We start from the raw sequence: 24413 nt of genomic DNA, 5'->3' as shown, positions 1-24413 counted from the left end.
TCTTTTTTTTACTTAGATGTTGGCTCAATGATGATACCTACTTCTATAATCCCCTTGAGGATAGAGTCGGTAGATAAATGTCTGATACTATAGGAGTAAATCCCATCCTCATCGTAGCGTATAGAGGTTGACAGGGGGTAGGTCTTCTCAATAAAGTTATAGCCCCCTGTATGAACCTTGTCCATGGTCGTCGAAATCTTTACAATCTGGGTGTTAATCGATCTATCAGGAGCTTCAATAACTAGTCCTATAGGTATCTCTTGATATCTAATAGAGCGATCCAGCCTTAGAGCGACAGATACGGTGTAATCTGTCTTTGTTGATAGTGTGGGAACTGAAAAAAAGAGTTCGTCGCTCTGTTTCCACCCATCCTTATCAATCTCTTCGTAATACGCATAGTAATCATGATGAGGCATACAGGACAAAAAGCCAAAAAGCATTACGGTACATGCTACTACCATACGTATGTAGTATGCAGTCCCATTATGCCATTTAATGGAGATACACCTCAGCATAGCGTTTTGTATTATTGTTCTTTTTCAGGTTTATTCTCTTTCCCTCTTCTATTTCCTGATATTTTAGCTCGTCCATGCTTTGGCCTAGTCCGCTTCCGTGTAGAATCACTGTTAGGCGTCTCCGACTTCTGTTCTGCCGTAGAGCTATTATTCCTTACTTCGTTTCGATGACCTCTCCTTCTTTTATTTCCAACTTTTGCAGCACGTTGAGCCTTTTCTACCTTGTCTTTGTCTTGCTCTTGAGGCTTCCCTTGTCGTCTATTTCGGTCGTTTCTACGTCTGTGAGATCTAGGCTTGTCATTGTCAAAGCGTGTAACACTCTCATTAGCAAGAATGTCCAAGTTGCGATTATTCTGAGTCTCTCTAATCTTTATCTCCTCTCCAGGCAATAGAGATTCGGGGTATTCACCTCGCTTATTCAGCTCAATGATTTCAAATGCTCTTTGATTACTAATCGTGATTGGTTCTACTTGTGACCTTCTATCACCAGTCTTCAGAAGGTAACTTACAGTTCCTCCTAATATATCATTTTTGAAAAAGCTATAGTTTCCATCCTTGGTCTTAAGCTCTATCGATCTTGATGGAACCTTGTGCTGAGCCTCAAAGTAAGTATCTACCTCATAATTAAGGCAACACTTAAGCTTACCGCACTGTCCCGCTAGTTTGTAAGGATTTAGAGACAAATCCTGAAGTCGAGCCGCATTCGTCCCAACGGATACAAAGTTGGTCATCCAGCCTGAGCAGCAGAGCTGTCGACCACACGGTCCTATGCCGCCAATCCTACCAGCTTCCTGACGAACCCCTATTTGCTTCATCTCCACTCGGATCCGAAAGGCTTCTGCAAGCTTTTTTATGAGTTGTCTGAAGTCCACACGCCCTTCTGCGATGTAGTAAAAAATAGCTTTCTGACCATCCCCTTGATATTCAACATCCCCAATCTTCATCTCTAGCCCCAAGCTCTCAGCAATTTTTCGGCTTCGGATCATGGTGTCATCTTCAAGAGCCTTAACCTCTCTGTACTTCTCGAGGTCAGAAGCCTTAGCCAATCGATATACCCTCCTAGGCTCATTGTTCGGATGGCGATACTTGCTCTTTTTCATTTGTCTCTCTACCAGCTTGCCAGTTAGAGTTACCTGACCGATATCATGGCCAGGAGAAGACTCCACCGCCACCATATCCCCTTTGTGGAGGTCTAGGTTAAGACTATTGAGGTAGTATCCTTTGCGGGTATTTTTAAATTGCACCTCCACGAAAGCCTCAGTATTACATCCTTTGGGCAAATCGCTTAGGTAATCAAATGTATTTAATTTTCTTGTATGACAGCCACAGCAACCCTCTGCTTTTATTGTGGTCGAATCAGGCTGACATCCATTTATTTTTCTATCCATTTATATCCTTTATTCAAAGTGTATTCTACTACAAAAGTAACTCTTTTTCACCTATTTTCCTATTCCCCATCGAATAGGTGCATTTCTTCTATTATCATTAAGGACTACCAAGCATACATGTATGAGATTATTGTCTCAGGAATAATAAAGAGAAGGCTTAGGATGAGCTCGTGTTGATACTTCTGATCTGTATTTATTCATCTAAAACTAGCCCCATTACGAAAAGAAAATTTATATTTGTGCAGAAGGTAGTCACCGACAATGAAAATGAGCTGATATTAATGGGTGCCGAGCATAATCTGTATCATCATAGATTATTGAATGGTATCGTAATAATAGAAGTATATCATTGTGGTGATTCATCGTGTGAATTGATGATCAAGGGTGAATTCCTTTGTTGCAGTTTATCGTCCGTGAGCTACTCGCTTATGGAGGGAGGTTTTTTTGACCTCTAATGTATGTAAATGAAAAAGTGATAAATAAACTATATATAATAACAATTTAGAATACTTATGAATAAAAAATTTCTTATGTTTCTTGCAGTCACATCAATGACTCTAGGAGCTGTGAGTTGTGATAAAAAGTCAAAGGACCAAGGCTCTACAGCCGAAGAGGTTCCAGCTATTGACACACTTGCTCTAGACCAATCTGTATCTCCACGGGAGGACTTTTATCAATTTGCAAATGGTGGTTGGATGGCTGCCAATCCTCTCCCAGCTGAATATTCACGCTATGGTAGCTTTGACGTCCTCCGTGAAAAAGCTGAGGCATCGGCTCACGAGATCATTTTAGATCTGAAAGATAATTACGCAGCAGGTAGCGATGAAGAGAAAGCTTACAAGTTGTATGAAATGAGCATCGATGCTGAAAAACTTGATGCTGATGGTGCTACTCCTATCCTGCCTTATCTTGCTGAAGTTGATAAGATTTCAAGCAAAGAAGAGCTGGTGGACTACATTGCGAAGGAGGGAAACTATGGAGATTCTCATTTCTTTAGCTTCTATGTGGCACCAGATGAAAAGAATAGCTCAGAGAATATCCTACAGTTATCTCAGGCTAGCTTGATCATGGGCGGACCAGATTATTATGGTGATGACGATAGCTTTGCTAAGCAACAAGCAGACTACCATACCTATATGACTAAGCTATTCTCTCTTGTAGGGGCTAGTGAAGAAGATGCTAAAGCTATTGCGGAGCAGGTGTATGGCACTGAAAAGAGTCTTTCGAAGATCCTTTACACTATGTTAGAGATGCGTGATAGTGAACGCAACTATAATAAGATGTCCATGACTGATTTCTACACTACGTTTAGCTTCCCATGGGAGCGTTATATGTCAGGCCGTAATGGGTTGAAGGATGCTAAGGAGGTTAACGTGGCTCAAAAGGACTACTTTCATCGTTTTGATAAATGGTTTACAGAGACTTCTTTGGACAACCTGAAGAATCTTATTAAGGCACAAATTCTTGATGACGGTGCTGGCTACCTAAGTAGTGATTTCCGTCAAGCAAGCTTTGACTTCCACAGTGCATCTATGGCTGGTATTACTGAGCAAAAACCTCTATGGAAGAAAGCTATTGCTCGTATCAATGGCAGCATGGGTGATGTGCTCGGTCAGAAATATGTGGAGAAGTACTTCCCTGCTGAAGCTAAAGAGCGTATGATAGACCTAATTGGGAACCTCTCAGATGCACTTGGGGATCGTATTAATAATCTTTCATGGATGGGTGATGATACTAAGGCTAAGGCTCATGAGAAACTTGATACGTTCATCGTCAAAGTTGGTTATCCTGATAAATGGTGGACATATGAAGATCTCGAACTTGTAGAGAGCTCTCTATATGAGTACGCACGTGCTATTTCGCTCTTCCAGGTTAATCGTAATCTTAAGGATCTAGGCGAGCCTGTTGATCCTTCAAGATGGTTGATGAATGCTCACGAAGTCAATGCGTACTACAACCCTACTACCAATGAAATTTGCTTCCCTGCAGGTATTCTACAGCCTCCATTCTTCAATCTTAATGCTGATGATGCTGTAAACTATGGTGGTATTGGTGTCGTGATTGGACACGAAATGACACACGGGTTTGATGACCAAGGTAGCAACTATAATGCTCAAGGTAATATGGAGAATTGGTGGACCGAGTCTGACCGTGAGATCTTTGCTAAATCTGTCGCTAAGCTAGCTGAGCAATTTAGCAAAGTAGAGATACGCACTGGGTTAAAGGCTGATGGTAAGCTAACTCTAGGAGAGAATATTGCCGACCAAGGAGGTGTACTTGTTTCATACGACGCATTGCAAAAGGCTACTGCAGGTAAGGACTATCCAGAGATTGATGGCTTTACTAAAGATCAGCGCTTCTTTATTGGCTATGCACGTCTATGGGGACAAAACATTAGCCCAGAAGAGGAAGTATTGCGTACCAAGACAGATGTACACAGCTTAGGTAAGCTACGTGTTAACCAAACCCTCAAGAATGTTCAGGCTTTCTATGATGCTTTCGGCGTGAAGGAAGGTGATGCTATGTATATGGCTCCAGAGGATCGCGTTATTGTTTGGTAATAGTTTACAAAGCTATTAATTACAATATTCTTAGTGTCCGACAGAAGTGTTCGCATGAATGACTTTTGTCGGACACTTTTTATTTGTGAGTAGTAGGTTCTTTGTTGGTGATAGGTACTCTCAACTAGTTGTGGAACGGTTATTGTTCTGAGAACCGATTGAAAAAGGATATGCCTACATGAAAGAATAGTCTTGATACTGTCCCCAAAAAGTGTGTAAGTCCCAAGAATGTTATCTTTGAAAAGTTAAAAACAAAAGATAAACAAGAAGATGAGACTTACACAAATGCAATTTAAGGAAATTCTATCAAACGTGATGACAGAGCCAAATGGAGTTGGTCGTTTAATGGAGTTAATCATCGAAATAGCGATGCAAGGGGAGAGGGAACTGTATAAAGAAGATAGTGGCGATGTGAGCAATGGATACCGCCCCCGTCGCATCTTTGCGAGTGGTAATATGCTAGAATTACGAGTACCCCGAACTCGGCAGCAGGGCTTCATGCCCTTGATTTTAGGCGTTCTCAAAGATCAAGAGAAAGAGATGGGAGAACTAGCAGGTTATCTATATAGCTGCGGTAATACGATGGAGGATATCTCTGGAGTATTCGAGCGTTTGTATGGTAAACGTTATAGTACGAGTCAAATCAATCGTCTCTCCTTATCAACCCAAGAAGCAGTAGAAGAGTGGCGTCAAAGACGTCTACCGAGGACTTTAGAGGCACTTGTTATCGATGCTACATATCTTCCTGTACGGAGAGGAGAAAGTGTGAGCAAGGAGGCATTTTTTGTAGTGATGAGTTTAGATAGCGAAGGACGTCGAGACATCGTGGGTGTCTATAATAATCCAACAGAGGGAAGCGGCATCTGGGGCGAGTTTTTTGAGGATCTAAAAAGCCGAGGACTCGAAGAGGTAGGACTAATCATTTCAGACGGGTTGAATAACATTGAAGAGGTTGCACGTGAGCACTTTACAGAAGTGGAAGTCCAGCTCTGCACGGTGCATCTACAGCGAGAAATAACTCGAAAGATACGCCCTCGAGATAAGTCAGCCATCGCAAGTGATCTACAGGAGGTCTTTAGTAAAGACGGCTCAAGAAGCTCACCTTTAGATGGCCTAGAGAGCTTTAAAAACTTTGCGTTCAGATGGCGTAAGAGCTATCCTTTTCTCACAAAAATAGCTAACGGTCAGAGGATAGAGTATTACTTCACATACCTAAAATACGACGTCAGTGTTCGCAAGTACATTCATAGTACTAACTGGATAGAACGCTTCAATAGACAGGTAAAGAAAGGGGCTCGATATAAATGTGCATTACCTAGCGTAGAATCCGCTCTACACTTGATAGGTAGTATTGCAATCAATGCAACCTATCTGAAGAAAAGAATAGGAGATCTAACTCTTGGACTTAGGAAGAACAATGAAAAGTAAATAACAACAATGTGCTTTATTTTCCAACACAAAGATATCAACCTAAAAGAATACGGCAAGGCGGTGTCTCCGCGGTGCTACGACAGCCTTGCCTTAATTCTTTATTGGTCTATCTTTAATGTTTATGGAAAACAAAGCGAAAAAATATGTAGGTTTGCTTTTCAGAGACGCATTCTGGCGTACACACTTTTGGGGACACTACCATAGTCTTACATCATTTTGTCTCATTATAGGACTCTGTTACTCGTTTAGAGTGAAAAGCACTTCAAATGAAGTCTATCTATGTTATGTCTGGAAAGCTATATTGCGATATTCGACTATTCGTAAAAATTTTTTTAATTACCTTTGCATAGCAAATCAAGAAATACTAATTTTATCAGTTTGATTATTTATGGATAAGACTTCAGTGAATGGGTTGAAGGGAGTTGTCTTTCTTTTGCTTATGCATTGTTTATTTTCTGGGTGTATCAGAAAAGAGGCCCCAAATGCAGAGGCAGACATTCTAAGCGTTACGGTGGATGATTTGGAGTTACTTCGAGAGCCACAGATAACCAATACGACGGTGGTATTACCCGTTAATGGGTGGACTAACATTACCGCGATTACTCCTACTTTTGTTTTGACCGACGGGGCTAAGATTTCTCCTGAAAGTGGTGTTGCCCAAGACTTTACTCATCCTGTGAAGTACACCGTTACTTCAGAAGATGGTAAATGGAAAAAAGAGTACACTGTATCTGTCGTTCCCGATAGAGGAGTGCCTGAAGGATATTCATTTGAGTATGTCAGAGAGCAAGGAAGTGGAAGTCATTATCATGTCTTTTTGAATGGTCCAGGTGAGGATGCAACCCAGGAGTGGGAAAGCTCAAATCTTGGGTATGCCTTTATGGCAGGTAAAGACCCTGCAGAGAAATACCCTGTACATCAGTTCGCCGATGGTTACCAGGGTAAGTGTGTTCGATTGACCACACTGAGTACTGGATTCTTTGGTACTGTTTTGAAAAAACCGATTGCAGCTGGTAGCCTTTTTTTAGGCAAGCTTGATGGTGGTAGTGTTTTGACTGATGCTCTAAAGGCAACTCGCTTTGGAATACCTGTAGATAAAAAACCATTAGCAATGACAGGTTATTATAAGTACAAGGCTGGAGATAAGTTTATTAATAAAGATAACAAGGAGATAAAAGATCGGAGAGATATCTTCGACTTCTACGCTGTTTTCTACGAGGTTACAGATGAAGTGCCAGTGCTAGATGGGACCAATATTAAGGATCATCCAAATATTGTATCTGTTGCTAAAATAGAGGATCCTGTGGAGACCGATGAATGGACCCGCTTTGAGGTGGAGTTTGAGATGAAAGATGGTAAAACGGTAGATGCTGAGAAGCTCGCTAGAAAGGGGTATAACTTTACCATTCTTATGGCTTCAAGTAAAGGAGGAGATCAATTTGAAGGTGCTGTAGGAAGTGCTTTATTGGTTGATGAGGTGAAAGTTTATTTTGAGTAAGGTAAGAACCAGATAATGAAAGCTATGATAAAGAGAGCAATATTGGCAATTGTGGCTGTATCCCTATGTACTGTCGTTTTTGCACAAAGCAAGCAGTTAGAACGTGCAAGAGCTAATGGGTGGACTTTTGAGCTTAGAGCAGGAGCAAATGTAGGTGGACCAGTGCCGGTTCCGATGCCTGTGGAGATGAGGTCTATTGAGAATTATAAACCCAAAATGAATGGACTCATCGAAGCTGTTGTGACTAAGTGGCTGGAGCCTAATGGGCCCTGGGGAATAATGTCTGGCTTGAGGTTTGAGCAGAAGGGGATGGATGCTACTGCTAGAGTGAAGAATTATAGTACTAAGATCGAGAACTCTGGTAGTGTAATAGAGGGCGTATGGACTGGTACTGTTTTTACATCATTTACTAGTACTTATTTGGCTATGCCTATTCAGGTGGCTTACAAGATCAATAATTCCGGCAAGGTGAACGGAGGCTTATATATGGCTTATAGAATGGATGGGGACTTCTCTGGACATGTGACAGATGGTCACTTTCGAGTAGGCTCACCGCTTGGTGAAAAGCTTATCTTTGGTGCAGATAATAAGGCTTCATTTGATTTTAAAAATGAATTAAGAAGGTTTGAGACTGGTATGCAGGTTGGTGGCAGTTGGAAGGCCTATAGCCATTTTCTGGTCTTTGCTGACCTAAAGTATAGCTTCAATAATATCTTTAAGTCTAAAAGCTATATGGCATATAACAATATGCACCCATTATACGTAAGTTTGGGCTTTAGTTACTTGTTCTAAAGGAAAATCAAGTGTGATCGCAAAAAAAAATCTGAAATTTACCCCCAAAAAACTTGGAGATATTAATTTTTTAGGTATCTTTGCAATCACAAATGGCGAGGTAGCTCAGCTGGTTAGAGCGCAGGATTCATAATCCTGAGGTCGCGAGTTCAAGTCTCGCTCTCGCTACTCTTGATATTCAAAGAGCGGTTAAGTGGTTTACTACTTATCCGCTTTTTTCTATTATGTAGGTTTAAGGACTGGCATTCTTACCACTTACCTGATGTGGAGAGTTGTGAAGTGGTGTACTTATCATTAATGACGTCTAGCACCAGTAATGAGGGCTTGGATCAGAATTGAGAGAGTGTTGATGTCTGTGAAAGGCATGCTTAATAGTCCTTCCTAATTATTTCGTTAATGATTTGTTGTGCCTGTACAAAGCGGCTATTTTTTTGACATAGGAAAGAGAAATGCTTCCTATAAGGAAAATAAATCCTTTATATAGGAAACGGAAATGTTTCCTATGAGAAGAATTATTGCTTGCTGTACAGCTGTATTTCAAATCAATTTGTGTAGATATTTGGATAATTCAAAATGTTGGATTACATTTGTCTCAGGTATTTGATTGCTAAGCAATTAATAAGAACCTTAATAAATAAGATTAAGTTAAAGTTAGAGAGTTGTAGCAACCTTTTATTTACATCATTGTGGTTAATCGGTAGCGATTCCAAGTACGGTATGAGCAAGATCGGCTTACCGTATTCGGGATTGTTTCTTTTTTACCCGATTGTCCTGATAATAGGTTGTGTGGTTCGAAACATAATGATATAAGAGATTATTATGGAATATATTTATATGACAGAGGAGGGCTATGAAAAGCTCTTAGATGAAATCAAGAAGTTGGAGGAGGTGGAGAGACCAGAGGTCATCCAGGCGATCTCTGAGGCTCGTGATAAAGGTGACCTATCTGAAAATGCTGAGTACTCTGCAGCCAAAGAAAAGCAAGCCCTGCTAGAGGATAGGATTGGTCAGCTTAGGATGCAGTTGGCTAATGTTCGTATAATTGATACGAGCAAGATGAGTACGGATACTGTTCAGATGTTGAACACTGTGACAATCCGTAATATGAGCAATAATCAGCTCAAAACTTATCAAATAGTGAGTGATACTGAGAGTGATATCAAGAAAGGTAAAATGGCTATCTCTACTCCGATTGCACAGGGTATAATCGGTAAGAAAGTGGGTGATGTCGTGGATATAGAAGTGCCTATCGGTACTGTGACCTTTAAGATAGAAGAGATTTCGATTTAAATTATTAGAGCTGAAGTGAAATGTCAACCATTTTTTCGAAAATAATAGAAGGTGAAATTCCTTGTTATAAAATAGCAGAGACAGAGGACCTATTTGCTTTTCTGGATATAAACCCAGTGCAGAAGGGGCATACCTTAGTGGTGCCAAAGCGTGAGGTAAATGATTTCTTTGATTTATCTGATGAGGAATTGGCTAGCATGATGTCCTTTAGTAAGAAGATCGCAGCGGCGATTAAGAAAGTGAGTGGGTGTGTGAAAGTCTCTGTGTCAGTAATAGGCTTAGAGGTCCCTCATGCTCATATGCATCTTATTCCAATCTGGAATGAGAAGGATCTAGACTTTACTTCTGAAAGAGAGGAGCTAACAGAAGAAGAGCAAAAAGAGATTCAGGAAGCCATTATCTCATATCTTGATTGATAATATTTGCTTTTTTTTGCTGTAACTTATTGTTTTTCACGAAGTTTTTTATACCTTTGCAGAAGTCTTTTCCACGGAGTCCGTATTCTGTATGAGTAGGGGCACGTGGGGAGATGTTTTTTATATCCTGATGTCATATCGTTATTGTGATGGGCTCAGGATTTGAGAGTTAACTAATTTATTTTATTCACCAATTTTTTTAAATGAAGAATTACTACGAAGAAGTGAAACCTCTAGAAGGTTTCGATTGGGACAGCTTCGAACGTGCGACCACAGAGTCTCCTGCAGAGGTTGAGAACCTTGCAAAACAGTACGAAGCAACGCTAGGAGATGTCGAAGAAGGCGAAATCGTTGAAGGAAAGATTAAGTCTATTGGAAAGCGCGAGGTAATTGTCGATGTAGGTTTCAAATCCTACGGAAGTGTACCATTTGCAGAATTCCGCTACAATCCTGATTTATCAGTGGGCGATACTGTAGAGGTGCTAGTAGAAACACAAGAGAACAAGCTGGGTCAGCTAGTTCTTTCACACAAGAAGGCTTGCCAGGTACGTTCATGGGAGCGTGTTACCGAGGCTATGGAAAGCCAAGAAGTGGTTAAGGGCTTTATTAAGAGTCGTACCCGTGGCGGTATGATTGTAGAGATCTTTGGTATTGAGGCATTCTTACCAGGCTCTCAGATTGATGTTAAGCCTATTCGTGACTTTGATGAGTTTGTAGAGAAAACAATGGAATTCCGTATCATCAAGGTTAATCAAGAGTATAAGAATGTAGTAGTATCACACAAGGCTCTTATTGAAGAGGAACTCGAAGCACAACGTGCAGAGATTATCTCTACTCTCGAAAAGGGTCAGGTGCTTGAGGGTACTGTTAAGAATATCGTGCCTTATGGTGCGTTTATCGACCTTGGAGGCGTGGATGGTCTTATCCACATCACAGATCTATCATGGGGACGTGTTCGCACTCCAGAAGAGGTTGTTGAATTAGATCAGAAGATCAATGTCGTAATCCTTGACTTCGATGAGGATCGTAAGCGTATCGCTTTAGGTCTTAAGCAACTTACACCACATCCATGGGATAGCTTAGATCCTGATTTGAAGGTAGGTGATAAGGTGACTGGTAAGGTTGTTGTCATCACTGATTACGGTGCATTTGTAGAGGTTATTCCAGGCGTTGAAGGATTGGTACACGTGAGCGAAATGAGCTGGGTACAGCACGTTCGCACTCCACACGATATCCTAAAGGTTGGAGAGGAAATAGAAGTGCAAATCTTGACTCTAGATCGCGAAGAGCGTAAGATGAGTCTTGGTATGAAGCAGTTGATGCCAGATCCATGGAGTGATATTGATGTTCGCTTCCCTGTGGGCTCTCGTCACATGGCTAAGGTCCGTAACTTTACTAACTTTGGTATCTTCGTTGAGTTTACTGAGGGTGTAGATGGTCTTATCCACATTAGTGATCTTTCATGGACTAAGAAGATTAAGCATCCAAGTGAGTTCACAAAGATTGGTGCTGATATCGAAGTAGTTGTACTAGAGATAGATAAAGAAAATCGTCGCCTAAGCTTAGGTCACAAGCAGACAGAGGAAGATCCATGGAATACCCTTGGTACTACCTATGCTGTTGGCACTATTCATCAAGGTAAGATCGTTGAATTGATGGACAGAGGTGCTGTCGTAGAGCTATCTGACGGTGTTGAAGGTTTTGCTACTCCTAAGCACTTGGTAAAAGAAGATGGTACACAAGCACAGCTTGGTGAGGTATTAGACTTCAAGGTGATTGAGTTTAATCGTGATTCTAGAAGGATCATCGTAAGCCATAGCCGTATCTTCGAAGATGACCAAAAGGCAAAACGTCAGGAGGCTAATAACGAAAGGCAAGCTGTACGTGAAACAATCCGTCAGGAGTCTGCATCGGTAGAAAAATCTACTTTGGGAGATATTGATGCACTTGCTGAACTACGTGAAAAACTTGAAGATCAGAGTGAAGAGTAATCTACATAATACAGTAGAAATGCTATAAAGAGAAGAGCGGTGTGTCAGTGATATGATATGCCGCTCTTTTTGATTATAGTCTTATGCGTGAGATGTTTTCTTTATGATTGTTTATTTCCTCAGTATAGATTTAAAGTGATGAGAACAAAGAAGATTATATATTTTGCTATTCTTGCTATCCTATTGATAGGGCTCGTGTTACCCTCAATCTCTGATAATGCCCCTTTCGGATCGTGGGTCACCCCACCTATTGCACTTTTATTTGGACTTATTTATGCCTTGACACTAGGGAATAATTTTCCGAAGCTTAATAAAGCGATGTCAAAGTATCTTCTTCAATATTCAGTTGTAGGCCTAGGATTCGGAATGAATCTATATGCATCCTTAGCTTCAGGAAAGGATGGGATGCTCTTTACCATTATATCTGTCGTTGGTACTATGATTATGGGTTGGCTGTTAGCTAAGTATGTCTTTAAGATGAATCGTAATACCGCTTATTTGATTAGTTCGGGTACCGCTATTTGTGGTGGAAGTGCTATTGCGGCAGTCGGCCCTATAGTTAAAGCCCAGGAGGGGGAGATGTCGGTCGCTCTTGGTACAATATTTACACTTAATGCGGTAGCTCTTTTCTTATTTCCTTATATTGGAAGAGCATTGGACATGAGTCAGGCGGACTTCGGATTTTGGGCCGCTATAGCTATTCATGATACAAGTTCTGTGGTAGGGGCAGGTCAAGCATATGGATCAGAGGCACTAGAGATTGCGACCACGATTAAGCTAACAAGAGCTCTGTGGATAGTTCCATTAGCGTTAGTTACATCCTTTATCTTTAAGAGTAAGGAACAGAAGGTAGGGGTCCCTCTATTTATTGTTTTCTTTATTCTTGCTATGCTTATCAATACTTATCTACTAGGAGATTATCCTAGAGTTGGAGAAGTGATTAGTGCGATAGCGAAGAAATCACTCACCCTCTCACTATTTTTTATTGGCGCTGGACTCTCTCGTGATGTCTTAAGGTCGGTGGGAGCAAAGTCATTAATGCTAGGGGTGACTCTTTGGGTTCTTATAAGTGTCAGTACTCTTATGTACATTCAGTTTGTATAACCTCATCAGCAGCTTTCATTTTACTACACCTATTTATAATCCGTAGTTAAATCAATTGATGCAAGGTGGGAGTGGAATTTTTTTGTTATTCAAAACTAACTTTTTCTCGTTATTGTTGTTATATAACAATGACATTTTTGAAAAGACCTGTACAGATAATCATTAAATTTGACGCCTAACGGAGTGAATAAATGATTCTTGTCAGAAGGCTTTTCTTCTAATTAATATAAAATTCAAATGCAATCAAAAGGATAATGAAAGAAAAGAATAATACTATAACGCAACTGAATGATGTTGTGGTTCGTTTTGCAGGAGATTCTGGAGATGGGATGCAATTAACCGGATCTCTTTTTTCAGATGTGTCGGCTATATTGGGTAATGACATATCTACATTCCCTGATTATCCAGCTGAGATCCGTGCACCTCAGGGGAGTTTGGGAGGAGTCTCAGGATTTCAAGCACGTATCGGTACATCTGGTGTCTATACTCCTGGTGATTATGCTGATGTTTTAGTCGCAATGAATCCCTCAGCACTGAAGGTTAATGTGAAGAATATAAAGAGTAATGCTATCGTCATCATAGATAGCAGTGCCTTTGACGAATCAGCTCTGAAAAAAGGAGAGTTCAAGACGAACAACCCGTTTCATGAACTAGGGTTAGATCGAGTGGATGTCTTTGAGGTCGCGATTACCGAAATGGTTCGTGAGAGCCTTAAGGATTCTCAGATGAGCATAAAGGATATTGATCGCTGTAAGAATATGTTTGCCTTAGGTTTTATCCTATGGCTCTATAATAAGGATATAAAGCCTGCTGAGTTAGAACTCAAAGCGAAGTTTCGAAAAAAAGAGAAGGTGCTGCAGGCTAATCTGAAAGTTTTGACAGATGGTTATAACTATGGACAGAATACACATGCTTCATCTGTGACTTATAGAATAGATGGTCGCGACCATTTACCTGGAAATTATACAGATATTAGTGGAAATAAAGCAACAACGCTTGGTTTTGTTGCTGCTGCAGAAAAGGCTGGTGTCCAATTATTCCTTGGTAGTTATCCTATAACTCCAGCTACAGATATCTTACATGAGCTTGCAAAGCTGAAACATCTGGGTCTTAAGACCATGCAGGCCGAAGATGAAATCGCAGGTATCACTACTGCCATTGGGGCATCGTATGCAGGAGCACTGGCCATCACTTCCACATCAGGACCAGGCTTAGCACTTAAGAGTGAGGGACTAGGGTATGCTGTTATGACAGAGTTACCACTTGTGGTAGTGGATGTGATGAGAGGAGGTCCATCTACTGGATTGCCCACTAAGAGTGAGCAAGCGGATCTCCTGCAAGCTCTATACGGAAGGAATGGCGAGAGCCCTGTAGTTGTGATTGCAGCGAAGACTCCAGCAGACTGTTTTGATTCGGCTTTTGAGGCTGCCAAGATAGCACTGGAGCATATGACCCCAGTGGTCTTATTGACAGACGCTTATATTGCCAATGGGGCTTCCGCGTGGAGAATCCCCGTGTTAATTGAATATCCCTCTATTAATCCTCCTTATGTTCAGGAGCACTTTACAGAAGATCGTCCATGGACACCTTATCTGAGAGATAAGGATAGCTATGTTAGATATTGGGCAGTGCCAGGGACACCAGGCTATGAGCATAGAGTAGGGGGCCTTGAAAAGGATAGTGAGACTGGTGAAATCAGTACTAATCCTCGTAACCATCACCGGATGATAGGGCTTCGTGCAGAGAAGGTTCAGCGAATAGCATCTTCGTTACCTGAGCTTGAAGTCTTAGGAGATAAGGATGCTGAGGTCCTAATGGTAGGCTGGGGTAGTACCTATGGTCATATCCTTACGGCCTTGAATGAAATTTCTGCAGCTGGAAGATCTGTGGCGATGGTGCATTTCAAGTACATTAACCCACTGCCAAAGAATACTGAAGAAGTATTGCGTAAGTATAAGGAAATCATTGTGATTGAACAGAATAGTGGACAGTTTGCTAAGCATCTAAGCGGTGCTATCAGTGGCCTCAATCTTCATCGTTACAATGTGATAGAGGGACAACCACTTAAGGTAAAAGGAATAGCAGACGAAGTTCTGAATCTAATGGATACAAAAGAGGAGAGCAAGATATGAAGATAAATAAAGTAGTAGGTCCAGTACCATCTGGTCTCAAATATGAGGGAAGCGATTTTAAGAGCAAGGGTTTGGTTAAATGGTGTCCTGGATGTGGTGATTATGCAGTTCTTGCTTCACTTCATAAGGCTATGGCCGAAATCGGTGTGGCCCCAGAAAATACCGTGGTGGTATCAGGTATAGGCTGTTCTTCCCGACTTCCTTATTATATGGGGACTTATGGAATGCATACGATCCATGGCCGTGGTGCTGCTGTTGCCACTGGAGTAAAGGTAGCTAATCCAGATCTTAATGTATGGTTGATGAGTGGTGATGGTGATAGCATGGCCATAGGTGGTAATCACTTCATTCATATGATCCGTAGAAATGTGGGTATCAATATGGTGCTCTTCAATAATAAGATATACGGTTTGACTAAAGGTCAGTATTCACCTACGAGTGATAGAGGATTCGTCTCTAAGTCATCCCCATTTGGTACAGTGGAAGACCCTTTTATCCCAGGTGAATTAGTCTTTGGAGCAAGAGGAACTTTCTTTGCTCGTACCCTAGACGTAGAGATGGGGCTTACATCTAAATGTATGGTGGCTGCACATCATCATCCTGGTACTTCTGTGATAGAAGCCTTGGTGAATTGTATGATCTTTAATAACGGCACCCACAAGGAGTTTTCTGATCGTGCTGTTAGAGCAGATAAGACCATAATTCTAGAACATGGCAAGCCAATGATTTATGGCAAGGATAGAAATAAAGGATTAGTCTTAGATGGTCTTACCCTGAAGAGTGTTACAATAGGTGAGAATGGTATCGAAGAGAGTGATATCTTATTGCATGATGCACATTCAGTCAATCCTATCTTACACCAAATGCTTGCAACGATGCACGAAACAGATGGAATGCCTGTAGCATTAGGTGTCATTCGTGATGTGAAAGCACCCGTGTACGAGGAGGAATTGGTTTCTCAGATAGCGGATGTTCAAGAAAAGTCAACCATTGAGACTGTTCAGCAACATCTTGATGCCCTCACTCGATGGACCGTCGAATAAAGAATAACTAATATTAGCTCAAAAGCTTTTATTAAATCTTTAATTTTAGTAACTTTGGTAAAACGGATTTAACGTATTGATAATCTAATAATTACATTTTATGTCACACATTGATTTAAAGAAGTATGGTATAAGTGATGTACAAGAAATCATTTATAATCCCTCTTATGATCTTCTTTATGAAGAGGAATTAAAACCCGGATTAGAAGGCTTTGAGAAAGGTCAGCTATCAGAGTTGGGTGCTGTTAATGTTATGACTGGCGTTTATACTGGACGTTCGCCAAAGGACAAGTTTTTTGTGATGGATGATACCACTCGTGACACCATCTGGTGGACCAGTGATGAGTATCCAAATGACAATAAGCCTGTCACTCAAGAAACTTGGAAAGAAGTTAAGAAGATAGCTGTCAATCAGCTTACTGGTAAACGCCTGTACGTTGTGGATGCTTTTTGTGGAGCTAATCCAAACTCTCGTCTGAAGTTACGCTTCATTATGGAAGTGGCATGGCAAGCTCACTTTGTTCGGAATATGTTCATTCGACCCACGGAGGAGGAACTTAAGGACTTCGGTGAGCCTGACTTTGTGATTTTAAATGCTTCTAAAGCTAAGGTAGATAACTATAAGGAACTAGGTCTTAATTCCGAAACCGCAGTGGTCTTCAACCTTACTGAGAAGGTTCAGGTGATTATCAATACCTGGTATGGTGGTGAGATGAAGAAGGGAATGTTTTCATACATGAATTATCTACTCCCTCTTAATGGTATGGCTGCTATGCACTGTTCGGCTAATACCAATATGGATGAAAGTGAAACGGCGATCTTCTTTGGTCTATCTGGTACTGGTAAGACTACTCTTTCAACTGATCCAAAGCGAAAACTTATTGGGGATGATGAGCACGGATGGGATAAAGATGGTATCTTCAATTTCGAAGGTGGTTGCTATGCAAAGGTAATTAATCTAAGCAAAGAGCAGGAACCTGATATTTATAACGCGATTAAGCGTGATGCTCTTCTAGAGAATGTAACACTTGATGAAAATGGCAAAATTGACTTTTCTGACAAGTCTGTTACAGAGAATACTCGCGTTTCATATCCGATATACCACATCGATAATATTGTAAAGCCGATTTCTAAGGCTGGACATGCTAATAAAGTCATTTTCCTTTCCGCAGATGCTTTCGGGGTATTACCTCCAGTATCTATCCTAACTCCAGAGCAAACTAAGTATTATTTCCTTAGTGGTTTTACCGCTAAGCTAGCAGGTACAGAGCGTGGCGTAACTGAGCCCACTCCTACCTTTTCAGCTTGCTTTGGTGCGGCATTCCTCTCTTTACATCCAACAAAGTATGGTGAGGAGCTTGTGAAAAAGATGGAAGAGCATGGCTCTACAGCTTATCTTGTGAATACTGGTTGGAATGGTACAGGAAAACGTATTTCAATCAAAGATACCCGTGGTATCATTGATGCTATTCTTGATGGTTCTATAGACAAAGCGGAGACCCGTAATATTCCTTACTTTGACTTCAAAGTCCCACTAGCATTGCCTAATGTGGATCCTAACATACTTGATCCTCGAGACACTTATGATGATCCTAAGGTTTGGGATGGGAAAGCTAGAGATCTAGCAGAGCAATTTATTGATAACTTTGCTAAGTTTACAAGTAACGAAGCTGGTAAAGCTTTAGTTGATGCAGGTCCAAAGATTTAATTTGATTTGATATTAGATAAGGAAGCGAAGGGGGTAAAAACATAGGTTTTTTGCCCCTTCTTTGTTTTCAATCATTTTAAAGTCTAGAGATTACTACTCATAATGAGATAGTTGTACGAAACCCCATACTTATAGATCTGAAGGACCTAGTTGAGACTCGTTGAGATGGATAAGATACAAGGCTCTAAGGATTAAGTTACAGGGAGCGTAATATCGTAAGTGACATAATAGAATGTCGAAAACGTAACGGACATTATCCTCATCGATCAATGCTCTATTAATCATTTTGAAAAATAACGTCTGCCAAAAATATTATTGAGGACTAGTTCTCAGATGATATATAGTTTTGTCTTTCCCCTTTTATAAGTTAAAGCCTCTAAGGGTAATGGTGACTCAACTAAAATAATATGATTATCTTTGCGAAACAATATAAGAGATATGTACACTTTCATTTAATAATATATGAGTATGAATTTTATTGAGGAACTAAAGTGGAGGGGAATGGTGCATGACATGATGCCAGGAACAGAAGAAATGCTGATGAAAGGGCAGACCTCTGGCTATCTTGGGATCGATCCTACTGCCGATTCACTTCACATCGGACACTTGGTGGGAGTGATGATGCTCCGACACTTTCAACGTGCAGGACATCGCCCTATTGCTGTTATCGGTGGTGCTACTGGTATGATTGGCGATCCCTCAATGAAATCGGCTGAGAGAAATCTCCTAGATGAGGCTACGCTTAGGCATAATCAAGAGTCTATCAAGAAACAACTTGCAAAGTTCTTGGACTTTGAAAGTGATGCACCAAATGCAGCCAAGTTAGTGAATAACTACGATTGGATGAAGGATTATAGCTTCCTTGCTTTTATTCGTGATGTCGGGAAGCACATGACCGTCAATTATATGATGGCGAAAGATTCAGTGAAGAAAAGAATAGCTGGCGAAGGAGGTGCAGGACTTTCCTTTACTGAGTTTTCATACCAATTACTACAAGCATACGACTTTAAGTACCTCTATGAGCATGAAGGCTGTCGATTGCAAATGGGTGGCTCCGATCAATGGGGTAATATCACAAGTGGAGTAGAGCTCATTCGCCGTACTCTACAAGGAGATACCTATGCTGTTACGTGCCCATTAATTACCAAAGCAGATGGAGGGAAGTTCGGTAAGACAGAGAGTGGTAATGTCTGGTTGGATCCAAGATACACTTCACCATATAAGTTTTATCAATTTTGGATGAATGTATCTGATGAGGATGCCTCAAAGTTCATCCGAATCTTCACTAGCCTAGGACGTGATGAGATAGAGGCATTAGAAAAAGAGCACGCTGAAGCTCCCCATCGTAGGGTCCTCCAAGAAAAACTGGCTGAGGAAATCACCGTGATGGTGCATAGTAGAGAGGATTATGAGTTGGCTGTTCAAGCATCTCAGATACTTTTCGGTAAAAGCTCTTTAGAGACCCTTAAAAAATTAGATGAGACGACATTCTTAAATGTGTTTGAGGGTGTCCCTATGGCAGAGGTTAGTATGAGTAAGCTTGATGGCCAATTAGGGATCCTCGACCTCTTAGTTACCGAGTGTCAGTTCTTTGCCAGTAAAGGTGAGTTGAGAAAGCTCATTAAGAGTGGTGGCGTGAGTATAAATAACGAAAAGTTGCAGGACGAGCAGATGATTCCTACCACTGACGATTTACTTAATGGTAAGTACATGTTAGTGCAGAGGGGTAAGAAGAATTATTTCCTCATCAAGATGGTCTGATAAAAACATTCATCGGATGCTTCTGAATTACATCTGGATCGGTTTCTTTCTTTTAGCTGTCTTAGCTGCTATAGTGCAGACTTTTGTGACAGGCGATGCTGGTGTGTTCAGTGAGATGGCTTCTGCTTTATTTGATTCTGCAAATACAGGATTTGAAATCTCTTTGGGCCTTGCCGGGGTATTAACCCTATGGCAAGGGCTCCTAAGAGTGGGGGAGAATAGTGGACTGGTGCGGCGAATAGCGAAGGGTACGGCTCCATTTTTTCATGTCCTTTTCCCTTCTCTTCCTAAGGGACATCCAGTTACCGGCACTATGGTGATGAACTTTAGTGCTAATCTTTTGGGGCTTGATAATGCTGCGACACCTCTTGGACTGCAGGCGATGCAGGAGTTGCAAGGGTTGAATAAGAAAAAAGATGAAGCTAGTGATGCTATGATAATGTTCCTCTGCATCAATGCTAGTGGATTGACACTAATTCCGATCACGATTATAATGTATAGAATGCAGCTTGGAAGTACATCTCCAGCTGATATTTTTATGCCTATCTTATTGGCCACTGGAGGAAGTACTCTCACTTCTATTTTGGCAGTGTCCTATAAGCAAAAGCTTGATTTACTGAAAACTGCTTTTCTGCTTCCCGTAGCCATTTTTTTATTATTAGTAACCGCCATTATTTGGTGGGCAAGTACCGTAGATCAGTCAACCCTCTCAAATTACTCCACCTTGGTAAGTCATTTAATCCTTGTCGGAATGGTTGCATTATTCGTTTTAAGTGGGCTATTAGCAAAACGTAATGTTTATGAGGATTTTATTGACGGTGCTAAAGGCGGGTTCACTACAGCTATTACGATTATTCCCTATATAGTTGCAATATTAGTAGCGGTAGGTGTTTTCAGAGCGAGTGGTGCCATGGATTGGCTGATGCAGGGGATTGCCTACCTTGTTAGTATGGTCGGATTGGATACTGCATGGGTGGATGCTTTGCCTACAATGCTTATGAAGCCCCTTAGTGGTAGCGGAGCTAGGGGGTTGATGATTGATGCCATGACTACGTATGGACCCGATTCCTTTGTTGGCAGGTTAGTCTGTCTCGTTCAGGGTGCTAGCGATACAACATTTTATATACTTGCACTTTATTATGGTAGTGTAGCGATTAAGCGGACACGATATACTCTGGGAGTTTCTCTAATGTCAGATGTTGTGGGGATGATTCTTGCACTCTTTTTCTGTTATCTTTTTTATTAAACGCTTTTATTAAGGCAATAATTACTAGCCATTAAGAAAGTATCTGTTTAAGTGAGTTAATTGTATCTCTTATATTCGTGGAGATAAAGTTATTTCATTATATTTATCACGTATGTTTAATATTAAAATGAGATAGATATATTATGAATGTAAATTTTCAGTTAAAAGAGGGTTATAGCTCAGTTGTATCAAACAATCGTGGTCATGAAGTGACACTAGATTTGCCAAAGGAAGCAAATGGAACTGACAAAGGTGCAAAGGCATTTGAGTTATTGGCGATGTCACTAGCAGGATGTATTGGCACAATTTTTAAAATGGTCGCTGTTAAGATGCGACTTGATGTCCAAGATATTAGAGTAGAGCTTGAAACAGAGGAAGCAGATACCATTACTAATGTTTCTTACCGCTTTTATATTAAGAGTGACTCACCAGTCGAGAAAATAAAGAAGTGTCTTGAGCACACTGAAGCAAACTGTCCCGTAGGAATTCTTTTTGCAAAAGCTGGAGTCAAGTTTCAGCACGAATTAATCATGCTTTAATATGCTTAGCGTGGGATCGATAAAATAAACTTACTTTATTAGAGGAATAATTATAGGAACCAATATCCAGACATGCGATATTGGTTCCTACTTTTTTATGCCCCTTTTGTTGATAAGTTTAATGAATATATAGTTCGTCTATAAATAATACATACCTATTCGAAGTTAAATTGATCCGATGCGATGAAAAATATTCTCTATATGATGGCGAAATTCTTCTTATATAAAGCAGAAAAGTTTCTTATGAGAAACATTTCTGTTTCATATAACCAAAAGTCAGCTACTTTTTGCCTTAGTATGAGTTACATTCTAACACTATACCTACTGCTATATCGTAAGATAGTATGAAAAAATTGCCTTTATCAAAAAAATAATTATTAAGCTCGAAAAATATATAGATCATATACCAATAAAGGCATCTCGATGTGTTTGAGCTGGCTAATTCTTTCCTAAAGGGGGATAAATAAGACCTTTTTTCAAATAAAACCTCCTAAAAGGCTTGGTGGATTAAAAAAATCTATATACCTTTGCACTCGCAAATGAGAAATCAGATGCACGAGACGCTCTCAGAGGAGAGATTTTTAGTCTCAGGTAAAGAAGAAAAAAAGACTTCGAAAAAAACTTTCTAAAAGTTTTGGTAGAATGAAAATCTTTAGTATCTTTGCACTCGCAAATGAGAAATCAGCTGCACGAGACGCTTTCAGCGGAAAGCAATCAAGTCTCAAGCGAAGAGAAAAAAGAACTTCAAAAAAACTTTCTAAAAGTTTTGGTAGAATGAAAATATTTAGTATCTTTGCAACCGCAAATAAGAAACGAAGATGAGACGTTCCAAGCGAGGAACTGAGTCCTTCAATTGATGAGAAAATATTTTTCAAATTGTTTGTTGGGATGAAAATCTTTAGTATCTTTGCAATCACAACCCGCTAAGCGAGGTTGATTAAAAATAAGAGATCATAGACATATTGAGACAAGGATATTGAGGAGAGATTCTCAATATTATACAAACAAGTAGTACAAGGAACATTAGTGTTTATAATACAATGTGCCACTGTCAATGACAGAAGAGACTTTTTGGGTGTATAGATTTACGAATAAGTTTTAAACGCAAATTTTGATGTTAGGAAGACAGAATCTATAGCAAAAGATATAATAAAAATTTTTTTGACAATGGAGAGTTTGATCCTGGCTCAGGATGAACGCTAGCGATAGGCTTAACACATGCAAGTCGAGGGGTAACGAGTGAGAAGCTTGCTTCTTACGTCGACGACCGGCGGATGGGTGAGTAACGCGTATGCAACTTGCCTCTGAGTGGGGAATAACCCGGAGAAATCCGGACTAATACCGCATACTCTCATATTATTGCATGATGATATGAGGAAAGAATTTTGCTCAGAGATAGGCATGCGTTCCATTAGTTAGTTGGTGAGGTAACGGCTCACCAAGACATCGATGGATAGGGGCGCTGAGAGGCGTAACCCCCACACTGGGACTGAGACACGGCCCAGACTCCTACGGGAGGCAGCAGTGAGGAATAATGGTCAATGGAGGCAACTCTGAACCTGCCAAGTCGCGTGAAGGAAGACTGCCCTATGGGCTGTAAACTTCTTTAGTAGGTGAGTAGAAATAGGTACGTGTACCTATAGGCAAGTAACCTAAGAATAAGTATCGGCTAACTCCGTGCCAGCAGCCGCGGTAATACGGGGGATACGAGCGTTATCCGGATTTATTGGGTTTAAAGGGTGCGTAGGTGGCTGTTTAAGTTGATGGTGAAAAGCTGTGGCTCAACCATGGTCTTGCCGTCAAAACTGGATAGCTTGAGTGTAGATGATGTAGGCGGAACGCGTAGTGTAGCGGTGATATGCATAGATATTACGCAGAACTCCAATTGCGAAGGCAGCTTACAAAGTTACAACTGACACTGAGGCACGAAAGCGTGGGTATCAAACAGGATTAGATACCCTGGTAGTCCACGCCGTAAACTATGATTACTCAGAGTATGCGATATACAGTATGCTCTCAAGCGAAAGCGTTAAGTAATCCACCTGGGGAGTACGTCGGCAACGATGAAACTCAAAGGAATTGACGGGGGCCCGCACAAGCGGAGGAACATGTGGTTTAATTCGATGATACGCGAGGAACCTTACCTGGGATTGAAATGTATATGCGTATTCCTTGAAAGAGGAATAGTTCACTTCGGTGACATATATGTAGGTGCTGCATGGTTGTCGTCAGCTCGTGCCGTGAGGTGTCGGCTTAAGTGCCATAACGAGCGCAACCCTTATCGTTAGTTACTAGCAGGTAAAGCTGAGGACTCTAGCGAGACTGCCGTCGTAAGGCGAGAGGAAGGTGGGGATGACGTCAAATCAGCACGGCCCTTATATCCAGGGCGACACACGTGTTACAATGGTGAGGACAAAGGGTAGCTACCTGGTGACAGGATGCCAATCTCCAAACCTCATCTCAGTTCGGATCGGAGTCTGCAACTCGACTCCGTGAAGCTGGATTCGCTAGTAATCGCGCATCAGCCATGGCGCGGTGAATACGTTCCCGGGCCTTGTACACACCGCCCGTCAAGCCATGGAAGTCGGGAGTACCTGAAGTGCGTTGCCGCAAGGAGCGCCCGAGGGTAAAACTGGTAACTGGGGCTAAGTCGTAACAAGGTAGCCGTACCGGAAGGTGCGGCTGGAACACCTCCTTTCTGGAGCGTAGTTTCGAGATCTTGAAGACGTCAAGGTGCAAAAGAGTTTAAAACGAAAGAGATTTATGAGCTACTTGTAAAGAGTAGCGACTTAAAGAGTCTTAGACGTTATAGACATTAGGTGGTACAAAAATGTAGAAACATTAGTAGAGACTCGTATCTACTTGTTTGGTCCTTGTTCTTAATATATAATATACGGCAACCCTATTATTTATACTGCCGCGTAGCGTAGAGTGAGAAGGGTGGGGTCTTTGTCCGCAAAAGAGTCCCATAGCTCAGTTGGTTAGAGCGCTACACTGA

General features: G+C 41.0%; 17 protein-coding genes, 2 tRNA genes and 1 rRNA gene (1 of these 20 only partly in view). 18 read left to right on the top strand and 2 right to left on the bottom strand.

The window, feature by feature from the left end; translation table 11 throughout:
* Positions 1–8: 8 nt before the first annotated feature.
* Entirely contained in the window at positions 9–515 is a 507-nt protein-coding gene (locus QYZ87_05685) for a hypothetical protein (protein MDN4754017.1), read from the bottom strand.
* 11 nt (positions 516–526) lie between these two features.
* Positions 527–1903 (bottom strand): regulatory iron-sulfur-containing complex subunit RicT, encoded by a 1377-nt coding sequence (ricT, locus tag QYZ87_05680; GenBank protein MDN4754016.1) that lies wholly within the window; start codon positions 1901–1903, stop codon positions 527–529.
* A gap of 239 nt (positions 1904–2142) precedes the next feature.
* Here ricT and QYZ87_05675 point away from each other — a divergent pair, with 239 nt between their 5' ends.
* From QYZ87_05675 to QYZ87_05590, 18 genes are all read left to right on the top strand, one after another.
* On the top strand, positions 2143–2358 hold the full coding sequence (locus QYZ87_05675) for a hypothetical protein (GenBank protein MDN4754015.1): 216 nt from the start codon (positions 2143–2145) through the stop codon (positions 2356–2358).
* Positions 2359–2415: 57 nt separating this feature from the next.
* Entirely contained in the window at positions 2416–4464 is a 2049-nt protein-coding gene (locus QYZ87_05670) for a M13 family metallopeptidase (protein ID MDN4754014.1), read from the top strand.
* A 285-nt stretch (positions 4465–4749) separates the two neighbouring features.
* Positions 4750–5892: an IS256 family transposase gene (locus tag QYZ87_05665; GenBank protein ID MDN4754013.1), complete on the top strand. Its 1143-nt coding sequence runs from the start codon at positions 4750–4752 to the stop codon at positions 5890–5892.
* A 391-nt stretch (positions 5893–6283) separates the two neighbouring features.
* Positions 6284–7393: a PCMD domain-containing protein gene (locus QYZ87_05660; GenBank protein ID MDN4754012.1), complete on the top strand. Its 1110-nt coding sequence runs from the start codon at positions 6284–6286 to the stop codon at positions 7391–7393.
* A gap of 24 nt (positions 7394–7417) precedes the next feature.
* The gene (locus QYZ87_05655) at positions 7418–8185 is read left to right on the top strand and encodes a porin family protein (GenBank protein MDN4754011.1); all 768 of its coding nucleotides are present in this window, start codon (positions 7418–7420) and stop codon (positions 8183–8185) included.
* 94 nt (positions 8186–8279) lie between these two features.
* A tRNA-Met gene (locus QYZ87_05650) sits at positions 8280–8353 on the top strand.
* A 651-nt stretch (positions 8354–9004) separates the two neighbouring features.
* A complete protein-coding gene (gene greA / locus QYZ87_05645) occupies positions 9005–9475 on the top strand; it encodes a transcription elongation factor GreA (protein ID MDN4754010.1) in 471 nt (156 codons plus the stop codon).
* Between the two features lie 20 nt (positions 9476–9495).
* A complete protein-coding gene (locus QYZ87_05640) occupies positions 9496–9891 on the top strand; it encodes an HIT family protein (protein ID MDN4754009.1) in 396 nt (131 codons plus the stop codon).
* A 203-nt stretch (positions 9892–10094) separates the two neighbouring features.
* Positions 10095–11882, top strand: a complete 1788-nt coding sequence (gene rpsA, locus QYZ87_05635; protein ID MDN4754008.1) for a 30S ribosomal protein S1 — start codon at positions 10095–10097, stop codon at positions 11880–11882.
* A gap of 138 nt (positions 11883–12020) precedes the next feature.
* The gene (locus QYZ87_05630) at positions 12021–12986 is read left to right on the top strand and encodes a putative sulfate exporter family transporter (GenBank protein ID MDN4754007.1); all 966 of its coding nucleotides are present in this window, start codon (positions 12021–12023) and stop codon (positions 12984–12986) included.
* 254 nt (positions 12987–13240) lie between these two features.
* The gene (locus QYZ87_05625; protein ID MDN4754006.1) at positions 13241–15118 is read left to right on the top strand and encodes a 2-oxoacid:acceptor oxidoreductase subunit alpha; all 1878 of its coding nucleotides are present in this window, start codon (positions 13241–13243) and stop codon (positions 15116–15118) included.
* The gene (locus QYZ87_05620) at positions 15115–16161 is read left to right on the top strand and encodes a 2-oxoacid:ferredoxin oxidoreductase subunit beta (protein MDN4754005.1); all 1047 of its coding nucleotides are present in this window, start codon (positions 15115–15117) and stop codon (positions 16159–16161) included. Before QYZ87_05625 ends, QYZ87_05620 begins: the two co-directional genes overlap by 4 nt.
* A gap of 100 nt (positions 16162–16261) precedes the next feature.
* A complete protein-coding gene (gene pckA / locus QYZ87_05615) occupies positions 16262–17869 on the top strand; it encodes a phosphoenolpyruvate carboxykinase (ATP) (GenBank protein MDN4754004.1) in 1608 nt (535 codons plus the stop codon).
* A gap of 468 nt (positions 17870–18337) precedes the next feature.
* Entirely contained in the window at positions 18338–19630 is a 1293-nt protein-coding gene (tyrS, locus tag QYZ87_05610) for a tyrosine--tRNA ligase (GenBank protein ID MDN4754003.1), read from the top strand.
* A gap of 16 nt (positions 19631–19646) precedes the next feature.
* Positions 19647–20876: a nucleoside recognition domain-containing protein gene (locus tag QYZ87_05605; GenBank protein ID MDN4754002.1), complete on the top strand. Its 1230-nt coding sequence runs from the start codon at positions 19647–19649 to the stop codon at positions 20874–20876.
* A 143-nt stretch (positions 20877–21019) separates the two neighbouring features.
* On the top strand, positions 21020–21415 hold the full coding sequence (locus tag QYZ87_05600; protein ID MDN4754001.1) for an OsmC family protein: 396 nt from the start codon (positions 21020–21022) through the stop codon (positions 21413–21415).
* Positions 21416–22579: 1164 nt separating this feature from the next.
* A 16S ribosomal RNA gene (locus QYZ87_05595) occupies positions 22580–24113 on the top strand.
* Positions 24114–24377: 264 nt separating this feature from the next.
* Positions 24378–24413 (top strand) — tRNA-Ile (locus QYZ87_05590) (it continues 38 nt past the right edge of the window).

Source organism: Porphyromonadaceae bacterium W3.11 (assembly GCA_030434245.1).
Taxonomy (GTDB): domain Bacteria; phylum Bacteroidota; class Bacteroidia; order Bacteroidales; family Porphyromonadaceae; genus Porphyromonas_A.
Note: the sequence above shows the minus strand (reverse complement) of the source record. Positions and strands in the feature narration are given on the sequence as shown.